The sequence below is a fragment of the Amycolatopsis sp. cmx-11-51 genome, assembly GCF_047608665.1.
Lineage (GTDB): Bacteria > Actinomycetota > Actinomycetes > Mycobacteriales > Pseudonocardiaceae > Amycolatopsis.
Genome location: NZ_JADNQO010000018.1, coordinates 1 through 11,301, shown reverse-complemented (window position 1 = coordinate 11,301; position 11,301 = coordinate 1). Strand labels below are relative to the sequence as shown.

General features: G+C 71.1%; 10 protein-coding genes. 3 read left to right on the top strand and 7 right to left on the bottom strand.

Translation table 11 applies throughout. The features are described from left to right. Positions 1-3 precede the first annotated feature (3 nt). From ACM6LU_RS34535 to ACM6LU_RS34515, 5 genes are read right to left on the bottom strand one after another with little or no spacing between them, the layout of a single operon-like run. On the bottom strand, positions 4-978 hold the full coding sequence (locus ACM6LU_RS34535; RefSeq protein ID WP_414942053.1) for a DUF6177 family protein: 975 nt from the start codon (positions 976-978) through the stop codon (positions 4-6). After that, positions 963-1,328 carry a hypothetical protein gene (locus ACM6LU_RS34530; RefSeq protein WP_414942052.1) on the bottom strand — a complete coding sequence of 122 codons (366 nt, stop codon included), beginning with the start codon at positions 1,326-1,328 and terminating at the stop codon, positions 963-965. The genes ACM6LU_RS34535 and ACM6LU_RS34530 overlap by 16 nt, the downstream gene beginning before the upstream one ends. Positions 1,329-1,376: 48 nt before the next feature. After that, on the bottom strand, positions 1,377-2,039 hold the full coding sequence (locus ACM6LU_RS34525) for a winged helix-turn-helix domain-containing protein (RefSeq protein ID WP_414942051.1): 663 nt from the start codon (positions 2,037-2,039) through the stop codon (positions 1,377-1,379). A gap of 9 nt (positions 2,040-2,048) precedes the next feature. Beyond that, positions 2,049-3,704: a right-handed parallel beta-helix repeat-containing protein gene (locus tag ACM6LU_RS34520; RefSeq protein WP_414942049.1), complete on the bottom strand. Its 1,656-nt coding sequence runs from the start codon at positions 3,702-3,704 to the stop codon at positions 2,049-2,051. Beyond that, positions 3,704-4,498, bottom strand: a complete 795-nt coding sequence (locus ACM6LU_RS34515; RefSeq protein WP_414942047.1) for a LuxR C-terminal-related transcriptional regulator — start codon at positions 4,496-4,498, stop codon at positions 3,704-3,706. The genes ACM6LU_RS34520 and ACM6LU_RS34515 overlap by 1 nt, the downstream gene beginning before the upstream one ends. A gap of 34 nt (positions 4,499-4,532) precedes the next feature. On the opposite strand from ACM6LU_RS34515, the gene ACM6LU_RS34510 reads away from it, so the two are divergent. Together ACM6LU_RS34510 and ACM6LU_RS34505 are read left to right on the top strand one after the other, a co-directional pair. Continuing rightward, entirely contained in the window at positions 4,533-5,198 is a 666-nt protein-coding gene (locus ACM6LU_RS34510; protein ID WP_414942046.1) for a response regulator transcription factor, read from the top strand. Then, entirely contained in the window at positions 5,195-6,451 is a 1,257-nt protein-coding gene (locus tag ACM6LU_RS34505) for a sensor histidine kinase (RefSeq protein WP_414942045.1), read from the top strand. Before ACM6LU_RS34510 ends, ACM6LU_RS34505 begins: the two co-directional genes overlap by 4 nt. Before the next feature lie 87 nt (positions 6,452-6,538). Here the strand turns inward: ACM6LU_RS34505 and eccB are convergent, their stop codons facing one another. Both eccB and eccD read right to left on the bottom strand, forming a co-directional pair. Beyond that, entirely contained in the window at positions 6,539-7,972 is a 1,434-nt protein-coding gene (gene eccB, locus ACM6LU_RS34500) for a type VII secretion protein EccB (protein WP_414942043.1), read from the bottom strand. Between the two features lie 4 nt (positions 7,973-7,976). After that, entirely contained in the window at positions 7,977-9,359 is a 1,383-nt protein-coding gene (gene eccD, locus ACM6LU_RS34495) for a type VII secretion integral membrane protein EccD (protein ID WP_414942042.1), read from the bottom strand. 102 nt (positions 9,360-9,461) lie between these two features. On the opposite strand from eccD, the gene ACM6LU_RS34490 reads away from it, so the two are divergent. Next, positions 9,462-10,880, top strand: a complete 1,419-nt coding sequence (locus ACM6LU_RS34490; RefSeq protein WP_414942041.1) for a serine/threonine protein kinase — start codon at positions 9,462-9,464, stop codon at positions 10,878-10,880. Positions 10,881-11,301: the final 421 nt, after the last annotated feature.

Sequence of the window (11,301 nt, the reverse complement as noted above, 5' to 3'; positions counted from 1 at the left end):
GGCTCAAAGCGTGTCCGGCAAGGCGAAGTGCCGAAGCACGTCGGAGAGTTGCTCGTACGGGGGACGGCGTCCACCGTTCAAAACGCACCAGACGGCGCTCCGGTCGCCCGAACCGAAGCCCACCACTCGGGCGGCCGGTGCCTGTCCGGCGTGAACCGTCCCGCGCGCGGCGACCATCTCTTGTCCGACAAGGAGTCCGTAGGGCAGGGCGGGACGGCTGGGTTCGCTGGATCGGACACCTCCCCGCCTGCCTGGATGGACGGCGACGAGCATCATCCGCGCGGAGGCGGCGAGCCGCTCGGCGAGGGCATCGGCTTGTTCCGGGCGCAGTGTCCCGACGGCGGGGCCGCTGAGCTTGGTCTCCTCGATCGTCCCGGCGTCCGCGGGCGACACGTGCACCTGCCCCACCACTCCGTGCCCGGCCACGATGACCCGGGTGCGCCCCGGTGCCCGGTTCCGGCAGTGCCAGGTGAGCTCGTCCGCCGACCATGGCCGGGTGACGGGTTCGGCGTTTCCCCAGCCGGTGGGCTCGCGACCGGTGAGCGCCCATAGCGCGGCTTCGGCGTCGGCGCCGAAACGGACCGGTTTCGCGGCCGGATGCACAGTGGTGATCCGCACTTCGAGGTCACCGGAGGTGATCGCGGATTCCGCCGGGGGCGGGGACGGCCGATCAGGGTCGCGGACGAACCGCGTTCCGTTCCATCGCGAAGGAACGCCGTCGAACCCGCGGCGAAAGCGCTCGTCGTCCTCCTGCACGATCCATTCGGCCCCGGCGTCACGGAGCAGCAGTTCCATCGGATAGGTGAGCCCGCTGTGCTCGGGGGTGAGCAGTTGAAGCACCCTCGCGCTCCGAGAGGCGGAACGAGCCGCGTCGATCAGCCAGGAGGAAGCGGGGACCACGCCCCGGGACTGCTCGACGACCAGCGCGTCCGAGGTGGCCCAGTCCGCGGCGGGATGCCCGGTCACCTGCTCGACCACGACAACCCTCCGGTGACGGCCACGAGGGCGTCGGTGAACGCCCTGGCGACGGTCTCCGCCTCCGGATCGTCTTCGGGGGCCCGGCACTCCACCCACCACACCGGATCGGGCACTTCGGCTTCGCCGCCGATGCCGAGCAACCGGTGCACCTCGCCGGGAACCCCGATCAACCGGGTCTCCTCGATGCTCAGCAACAGACGGCCGCCGGGATGGAACAGCTGCACCAACGGGCGGCCGTCCACGGTGGACGCGGTCAGCCCGCCGCACAGCGGCAGGACCGCGCCGACCGCCACGCCCTGGTCCGGCGATTCCGCGCACAGACCGATGATGTCGAAGGTCACGAAGGTCATTAGACGTCCGGTCCGATGGCTGTTCCCGCCACTGGCCGGAACCTGCCGTCAGTAAGGCGCCATCCGGTACCCCGACCCGCGCACCGTATGGATCAGCGGCGGGTCCTTGAGCTTCCGCCGCAGCCGCGCGATCACGACGTCGAGCACGTTCGACGCCGGATCCGCCATCTCGTCCCACGCGTACCGGATCAGCTCCGGGCGGGAGACCGGCCGCCCAGCCGCGGCCATCAGCCGTTCCATGACGAGATACTCCTTGCGGGTCACGGTGAGGAGCACACCCGCCCGCGAGATCTGGTGCCTTCCGGTGTCGAGTTCGACGTCCGCACAGCGCAGCACTACCGCTTGCCCCGCCATGTCGCGGCGGCACAGACTCCGCACCCTCGCCACGAGTTCGGGCATCGCGAACGGTTTGACCAGGTAGTCACCGCCGCCGACGCGCAGCCCGTCGATCCGGTCGGCGACACTGTCGCGCGCGGTGAGGAACAGCACGGGCATCGGCCACCCCACGCCGCGCCGGCCGCGCACGTACGCCAGCGCGTCACCCGAGGGCAGCATCCGGTCGAACACCGCGCAGTCGTAGGCGTTCACCATCAGCGCCTCGTCCGCGGCAGGCAGGTCGGCGGCGGTGTCCACCGCGAACCCGCCACCGCGCAGGGCGAATTCCAGCGCTACCCGTAGGTTCTCGTCGTCTTCGGTCACCAGCACCCGCACGCCTTCACGTTAGCGCTCCGCGGCGACCACCAAGTCGGCCACGTGCAACCCGCGCAGTTCCCCGACGCTCGGCATCCGGCCGAGCAGCCGCAACCGTTGCGACTGCGCCTTGCGCGCGCCCTCGAACAGCCGTCGCGCGTCGCGCGCGTTGCCGAAGTTGACGCCGCCGGAGACCCTTCGGAAGTATTCGAGAAGAACGAGGTCAGCGCTCTGGTCGAGTTCGTAGTCCCCCGCGGCGGCCATCCGGCCGAAAATGGACAGCAGCTCGTCGGGGCTGTAGTTCTCGAACTCGATCGTTTTGCCGAAACGGGACGCGAGGCCCGGGTTGGCGGCCAGGAAGTCGACCATCTCGCCGGTGTACCCGGCCACGATCACCGCCACCTCGTCGCGATGCTCCTCCATCAAGGGGACCAGGGTGTCGATCGCCTCCTGGCCGAAGTCTCCGCCGGACCCGGCGAGCCGCGAGAGTGTGTACGCCTCGTCGATGAAAAGGACGCCGCCCTTGGCTTCCTCGAACACCGTCGCGGTCTTTTCCGCCGTATGGCCGATGTACTGCCCGACGAGATCCCGGCGGGAGACCTCGCGGAACTGACCTCGCGGCAGAATCCCCAGTGCCTTCAGCAGTTTGCCGTAGATCCGCGCGACCGTGGTCTTCCCGGTGCCGGGCGCGCCCGCGAAGATCAGGTGGTGGGCGGCGGCGCCGATCGGCAGCCCCGCCCGGCGCCGCCATTCGTTGACCTGCAACTCGTCGACGAGCGCGCGCACCTCCGCCTTCACCTCGGGCAGGCCGATCATGGCGTCGAGTTCGGCCAGCATCTCGTCGAGTTCGATGTCCCCGGAGGAACCGGGGGCCGCCGGATCCGCCGCGGTGACGATCGCCGTCGCGCTCTCGGCGATCGCGATCCCCGGTTCGGCGGTGTTCACGACCCGGCACGCGGTGACCGAGCCCCCGCAGCCGGACCCGAACACGATCCCGGAACCCCGCACGTCGGTGACCGTGCACCGCTTGAGCTCCGGTGTGCTGTGGTGCGCCACCGCGATGCCCTCGTGGCCGGTGTGCGAGACCACGCAGCGCTCGATGACGGGCCTGGCGTACTGATAGACGTAAAACCCCCGCAGCCCGCAGCCGGTCACGGTGCAGTCGCGGATGACCGGATCGGCGCCGAACCCGATGGTGATCCCGTCACCCGCCACGTCTTCGACGGTCGTGTCCTCGATCCGGCCCGGCGCGCCGTCGACGACGATCCCCTGTTCCGCCGCCGAGATCACGCAGCCTGTCAGGGCGAACGGTGCCGAACCGCGGAGCGCGATCGCCGGCCCGCGACCACCGGAGACGGTGCAGCGGTCCATCGTCAGTTCGGTGTCGTCGGTCACCACGGCGGACGACGTGTCGGCCAGCAGCTCGATCCCGTTCAGGACGAGTGCTCCCCCGGTCGCGCGGAGCACCGGGCGATCGGCGCCGCGGCCGTCGATGATCACGCCCGCGTCCTTCGCCGCGGCCAGGGTCACCCGCAGCCCGGTCAGTTCGACCGTCTCCGCGTAGTCACCGGCCGCGATGGTGATGACGGCGCCGTCGGTCGCTTCCAGCAGGGCCTCGCCGATGGTCGGGTAGGCGCCGGGCCGCCGGGCGACGAGGAGGGCGCGGCCGGGGATCGAAGTGGTCATCAGCCCGCCTTGGCCATCAGCCAGCCGCGATCGGCGGCCTTGGCCCCGGCCTGAAACCGGCTGCGGGCACCGAGCCTGTTCATGATGTCGGCGACCATCCGGCGCACCGTGCGCACCGAGATCCCCAACCGGGCGGCGGCGGATTCGTCCGTCGTCCCGGACACGAGCAGCGTCAGCAGTTCGCGCTCGCGGCACGTCAGCATCGAGGCGTCCTCCTGTTCCGGGAGGTCCAGCGGGACGAGCGGGGCGGCGGCCTGCCAGATCCGCTCGAACAGGCCGACCGTCGCGGTGACGACGCCGGGCAGCCGGAACACCGCGGAACCGGTCGTCCTGCCCTCCGCGGGCAGGACGACCGAGGTCCGGTCGATCACCAGCGCGTCCATCGGGACCTCGGCGTCGGTCCGCACCTCGGCACCGGCACGCGACATCCGGTTGAGCGCGCCGGACATCCGCGCGGAGTCGGGAAAGAGCACCTTGCAGCGCACGCCGGGGCGCACGTTCGCGAGCGCGATCCGCTGGAAGGCGGAGTCCGTTCCCGTGCTCATCACGAGCACCTCCCCGGTCGCTTCCGCGAGCAGTTCGCCCAGCCCCGCCCGGTCACGAGCCGGGCCCGTTCCCATCACCAGGCTGAGCTGGCCGGTCTGCACGGTCATCGCAGGTACCTCCCTCTTCCCCGGCGCGGTGCCGACGACGTCCTGTTCATGCCAGTTACCGCCGTCCGGGCGGACCGGGACGCCCGACGCGTTAGCGTTCAGGGGCACCACGGCCGTCGCGGCGGGCCGGTGGAACTGCATGCGTCTACTTTCGCTGTCCGAACATGAGGTTTTGATGACACGGGTGATGGTCGTCGAAGACGACGAGAATCTGCGGCTCGCGCTGGTCACGCAGCTGCGTGCGGCCGGCTTCGTCGTCGACGAAGCCGGCGACATCGCGACAGCGGACCGGCTGCTGCGCGGAACGCACCACGACTGCGTGGTGCTGGACCGGATGCTGCCCGACGGCGACGCCATCTCCTACGTCCACATGCGACGGCAGCTGGGCTGGCGGGCACCGGTGCTGTTCCTCACCGCCCGCGACGCGCTCGCCGACCGGGTGGCCGGGTTCGAGCACGGCGGCGACGACTACCTCGTGAAGCCGTTCGTGATGGCCGAGCTGACCGAGCGGGTGAGCAACCTGTGCCGCCGGTCCGCGTTCGACCGGCCATCGGTACTGCACCACGAAGACCTGGTGATGGACTGCGCACGGCGCGAGGTGCGCCGGGCCGGTGTGCTGCTCACCTTGACCAACAAGGAGTACGCCGTGCTCGAATACCTGCTGACCAGGGCGGGGCTGCCGGTGCGGCGGGCGGATCTGATCGAGCACTGCTGGGACGAGCAGGCCGATCCGATGTCCAATGTGGTCGATGTGGTGGTGAAGCGGTTGCGCCGCAAGTTGAAGGAGCCCGAACTGATCCACGCCGTCCGCGGCCTCGGCTACCGGCTGGGCGTCCGATGAACACCCATTCCTCAGCCGATCGGCTGCGCAGGTTGCGCTGGACGCTGACCGCGTTGTTCGTCGTGATGAACACGCTCGGGCTGGTCGTCTTCGCGTGGCTGCTCATCAACGAGGACGGTGACCAGGGGGAGCAACGGATCGACGCCGAACTGACCCAGGTCACGTCGTCGGTCAGCAGGCTGGTCGCCTTCGACGGCACCATCGACTTCGGCTTCGTCAACACCGACGTGCTGAACGACCGCTGCCCGCAGTTCGCGATCCTGCCCGGTGGCGCGCCCTCGTTCCAGGCGCACCTTTCGCGGGCCTCCTGCGTCCCGATGAGCACGCAGTTGCTGAACGGGCTCGCCACCGAAGCGGTACGGACCGGCAAGCTGGTGCAGGGCTACCAAAAGGGAACCGGCGGCGAAGTGGTCAAGGTCCGCGCCGAACCGTTGCGCGACACCGACGGCAAGGCGTTCGCGGCCGTCGTCGCGGTGAAGTCCACCGAGGCCGACGACGCCGCGCACACCCAGTTCACGCTGCTGGTGATCGGCGGCACCGTGCTCCTGATCGCGGTACTGGGTTTCGCGGGCCACCTGCTGTCCGGCCGCTCGATCCGGCCCGCGGCCGCGGCCCTGCAGCAGCAGGAAGTCCTGCTGGCCGAGACCGCGCACGACCTCCGCACCCCGGTCGCCGCCCTGCGCGCGCTCGCCGAAACCGCGATGGCCAACCCCGCCCAGTCCGCGGAACTCCTGCCGCGGACCGTCCGCCTCGCCGCGAGAATGGGCGGGATCATCGACGACCTGCTCGTCCGCGCCCGGCTCGCCGCCGGTGTGGAACAGCTGAGCATCCAGCCGATCTGGCTCGACCAGCTCGTGGTGGGCATCGTCGAGGACACCGCGACCGACGGCGCCGAAGTCACCGTCACCGCCGCGCCCACGAAGGTCGACGCCGATCCCGCGCTGCTGCAACGGGCGATCGGCAACCTTCTCGACAACGCCGTGCGTTACGGGCGCCAACCGGGCGCGGCGAAGGCGTTCGTGCACCTGACCGTCGCCGGCGGCACCGTGACCGTCGCGGACCACGGCCCGGGTATCGACACCACGATGGCGGGCGACGCGTTCGACCGGTTCGCCAGCACCGGCGGGTCGTCCGGGCTCGGGCTGTCCATCGTGCGGTGGGTCGCGCAGGCGCACGGCGGCACGCTCGCGGTGTACAACGCGGATGAGGGCGGCGCGATCTTCGAGCTGAGGCTGCCCGTCAGCGGCTCGTGACCGCCGTCCGGGGTTGGCCGCCGGATCGGCGTGATGGCCGCCGGGGTGCGGGAAGTCCGCACCCGGCGGCCCGGACCGCGTGTCCCCTCAGCCACCCAGTGTCTGGCGCCGGGCCGCCGCCGGATCCAGGCTCGGTCCTTCAGGCAGCCGCGCCACCAGCCCGGCGGGCATCCGCACCGGACGCGCCGACGGGTACCCGAGCATCTTGAGGACATCCGGCGAAGCCAGCGGATACCGCCGCCCCATGTCGGTCACCACGGTCAGCGTCCCGGCCGGGGCCTGCGCCGACGGCATCGCCTCGACGACGATCGCGCTGCCCGGCGGCACGTGGACGCGGTCCGCGAGCGGGGTCCCGGCGGCGGTCCGGCGAGCCGTGGTGGACATCGGATCGGCGGGCGGCAGGGCGGGATCGACGGCCAGTGAAGGGGCCGCGGCGCCATCGCCGAAAGTGGCGCAGACGGTGGCGTCCTGGTCGCGCAGGCGCGCGATGGCCGGACGCGTGGCCGGCGCCGCGCCCGCTTCGGCCCTGATCGGGTCCAGTTGCCGGGACATGGTCGCCAGTGACGGCGGCAGCGGCAAGGTTTTGGGTTCGGCGCCGGGATAGGCGGCGAGCATCTGGGCGCTCGCGCGCTGGACGTCGTACTGCAGTTCGGTGATCGGCCGCAGGGCGTCCCGTTCGGCGAGGTAGTGCTGCCTGCCGCCGCCGGAGGTCTGCACCATCAGCAGCATCCCGTTCCGGATGTCGGTCCGGCCCGGCACCGCGGTGGACACCTCCCCCGCCGCCGCCACCGGCAGCGGGCCGATCGGCGCGCCTTCCGGGAGCACGTCGAGCCACGCCCGGCCGACCCTCGCCCACGGCTCGGCGGTGAGCGCGAGCCCGGTTCCGACGGCTCCGTAGTCATCGATCTTGTGCCGGTGGCCGCGCCACACCAGGAACCGGTCGCCGGTCGACGTCGATTCCACCAGCAAGGCCCCCTCGCCCAGTTCCGCACCGCCGGACGGCGAAGCTCCCGCCAGCAGCACCGACTCCTCGATCCGGCCGCCCGCGAGATCGCTGGCGGGCGCCGAGCACAGCGACCACGAGCCGGTCAGCAGCTTTTTCTTGTCGGGCAGGGCGTCCGGCGCGTCGGCGATGCCGATCCTCGGCCCACGCGGGACTCCGGCGAGCGAGTCGCGGGAAACCCGTTCCGTGGCACGGTGATCGCCGAGCAACAGCAGCGCCGACGTGTAGTTGGCGACGGGGTGCAGCCTGCCGTCCAGGAAGACGTACCTGGTGCCGGTCTCCTTTTCCAGGATGACCGCGGCATCCTTGCGCCAGGCGTTGTTCCCGCCGGGCACGATCATCCCGTACACCCCGACACAGGCCAGCGCCACGATCGCCAGCGCGACACTGGCGAAAGCGGCACCGGAGGGACGGCGGAACGGCGGCTGCTCCGGATCGGTTTCCCTGGTCACCAGCGCGGAAATCGCGCGCTGCACCAGGAATTGGTACGCCTGCAGCTGATCTCGTTTGGACGCCACGGTTTCAGCCCCCCAGTCCGCGCACGTAGCCGTACAGGCCGAGCACCGAGCACGCCACCGGGACGACGGCGATCATCACCAGGATCTCGAAGTACTCGGCGATCCTGCCGAGATACGGATTGGCGGCGCGAGTGCTCAGCACGACGCCGGAGGCGACCACGCTCGCGGCCACCGCCAGGGACAACGGTCCGGCCAGGACGAGCAGCATCGAGCGATCGGCCATGAGTGGCCCCGCGAGCAGGCAGCCGGCGCCGAAGATCCCGGTCACCAGTACCGGCAGCCGCTGCCGCAGGATCGGATACAACCTCGCCCGCACCAGGAAACCGGCCGCGAGCAGGGCGACGAGGATGACCGCCGCTTCACTGTCGCTGCGGATCAGCAGCAGCTGGCAGTACATGACGACGATCGCCGCGCCGCCCAGCATCCCGGTGAGCAGCGCGTCCGCTCTGGCCACGGCGGCGTGCACGAGGGCGAGCGGTGGCTGGGGATCGTCGCGGACGAGGTCCGCGGTCGAGCGCGGCAGCACCGGCATCGGCACCCGGCCGAGCCGCAACGCCAGCGGCGCGAACGTGGTCGAGAGCGCGAGCACGCCACCGCCGATCACGGCCGCCGACCGGTAACCCGCCAAGTCGTCGAAGGTGGCCAGCCAGCCACCGAGCACTCCGAGCAGGCCGATGGTGGCCGCGCCCGCGAACAGTTCGGGCGCGGCGGCCACCCCGAGCCGGCCGACGACGGCCGCGAGCAGCAGGGCCGCGCTCGCCACCAGCAGGTGACCGGCGGACAGCGCGCCGATCGGATCGTCACCAGCCAGCAGCAGACCGCCGCCGGTGAAGGCGAACGGAAGCGCGACAGCGGCGAGAACCGCACCGGCCCCGGCGTCGCGGAGCGCCCGCGCGAGCAGTACGCCCGCGGCCAGCAACAGCGCGGAAACAGCCAGTGCCCAGAACGCGGGGGTCGTCCACGGCGGACCGGCGCGCAGCACCGCGACCAGACCGAACGACAGCGCCACCGCACCGGCCGCCAGCCCGGCCTGCCGCGTGTGCCGCGGTCCCCAGGCCTTGCCGGTGCGGCCGGAACCGGTGGCGATCGCGTCCACGAGGTCGTCGTACTCGGGTTCGGGCCATTCGGCGCGGCGCGGCGTGAGATGGAGGATCTCCCCGTCACGGACCCGGTGCGCGCCCAGCGTCCGGTCCAGATCGAAGGCCGTCCCGTCGGCGCGGCGCAACTGCCAGCCGCCGCCTGCGACCCCGTCGTCGGCCATCCCCTCACCCGCCCGCGCGAGCAGGCCGGGGAGGATTTCGGCGACGGAGGCGTGTTCCGGCAGCGCCATGTCGATGCGCCGGTGCGGAGTGGTGATGGTGACCCTGACCAGGCCGGCAGTCTGCATGGGAAAAGGGTCGGCCAGCGACCGGGCCGCCGGGCCGCCACGGCAGGAACCTGCCGCCGGGAAAGTACGCCGGATCCAGCCTTCTTGCGCGACAATGGACGCATGAGCATCGAGGCAGGCGTCGGCAGACCGAGGCTGCTCGCCCAGGGCCCCATCGCCACCGTGTACGCGGGCCGGGATCCCGCTACGGGCAACGACTTCGCGGTCAAAATGTTCCCCGGCTCCTTCGACCGCGAGACCTCGGCCTGGCTCGAGCGCGAACGCAAAGCGCTGGCAGGCGTGCGGTCGACGCGGTCGGTCCTGCAGATCGACGACGTCACGGCGTATCCCGACGGCCGCTCCGGTCTCCGCCGTGAACTGTGCCAGGGTTCGCTCGCCGGACTCCTGGATTCCGGTATCCGGCTGGGGGTTTCCGACGTGCTCGCCCTCGGCGCCGCGGTCGCGTCGGCGCTCGCCGCGGCGCACGGAGCGGACGTCCTGCACGGCGGGGTGAGCCCGCACAACGTGCTGTACCGCGCGTCCGGCGAGTTCGTGCTCGCCGACTTCGGCGTGGCTCTGCGGCGGCGATTCCCGCGCGACCCGATGTACGCGGTCGAGTACACCGCTCCGGAAACCCTGCGCGACGACACGCTTTCCCCCGCGTCCGACCTTTATGGACTCGGCGCGGTGCTTTACACCGCGTTGACCGGCGCACCGCCCTTCCCCCGGCACACCGGGCAGCAGCCCGGCGAGCGGATCCTGCAGGTGCTGCGGGAACCGGTGGCGCCGATCCAGGACGCGGGCGTCCCGAGGGAACTCTCCGGCACGATCCTCCGGTTGCTGGCCAAGGAGCCGGCCGACCGGCCGCAGGACGTCGCGTCACTGGCGCGGCTGTTCACGAAGCTGCGCCGTCCCGGCGGCGAGGTCGTCACCGGGGAATCCTCTGACGTGTCAGGCGAAGAAGAGGACGTCGACGTCGAGTTCGACGACTTCGCCGAAGTCCACCGGCCCGCCACGCCGGTACCGGCGCTCCTGGCACCGGTCCAGGTGGTGCAGGCGCCGCCGTCGGGCGGGCGCACCCTGATCCGCGAGTTCAGCGGTCCCCTCAAGTCCGGGCGCGGGGTGCACTGGCGGCCCCTCTCGTTGGCGGGCGCGGGAGTGCTCGTCGCCGGGCTGGCCGTGGTGCCGCTGTTCCTCGGTCCGGCGGAGATCGGCGGGCAGGCCGTCCCGATGGCGGCCGCGATCCCGCCGCCGTCACCGGCTTCCGTGCCGGCACCGGACGTCAAGCTGGCCCTCGCGCCGCCGCGGGATCAGAGCGACCACGTGCAGCTGACCTGGACCGCGGAGGGCGAACTGGACTTCGTCGTGGTCATGGCGGGCGAGCGGCTCGAGACGAAACAGCTCGTCGCCCACCGCCGGCGCAGCCTGGACGTCCCGGTCGACCCGGCACGCCGGTACTGCTTCCAGCTGAGGGCGACCGACGGCCGTCACGTCTACACCACCGACCCGATCCCGATCCGCGGCGCCCGCTGCAACCCCTGAGCTGAAGGGGACTTTCCCGCATGTCACGCGGGGCTCGGCAATCCGGATCCGACCCCGTCAACTATCCAGGCGGGTAGCGGCGAGGAATTCGCTTGAGGGACAAAGGCGGCGCGTCCGATGTTCGGTTGAATTGTCCGATGGCTAGTGTTTGACGCCTTCTCAGGTACAAGAAGGCGTGAAGGCCTCCTTCCCTACTTTCAGGGCAGGGCTCCGGCAAAGTCGCGCAATTGCCGTTTCGGTGTCGCGAAAGCCACTTTCGGGACCTCTGGTGTCGCGAAAGTGGCTTTCGCGACACCGGGGGGGTGTCCCTATGGAAGTTGTCAAGCGGCTGATGCCGTGGGGTGTTGGTAGTAGGTCTGGTTGCGGAGCATGGCGTAGAGGACGTCGCAGCGTCGTCGGGCGAGGCAGATGAGGGCGGCGT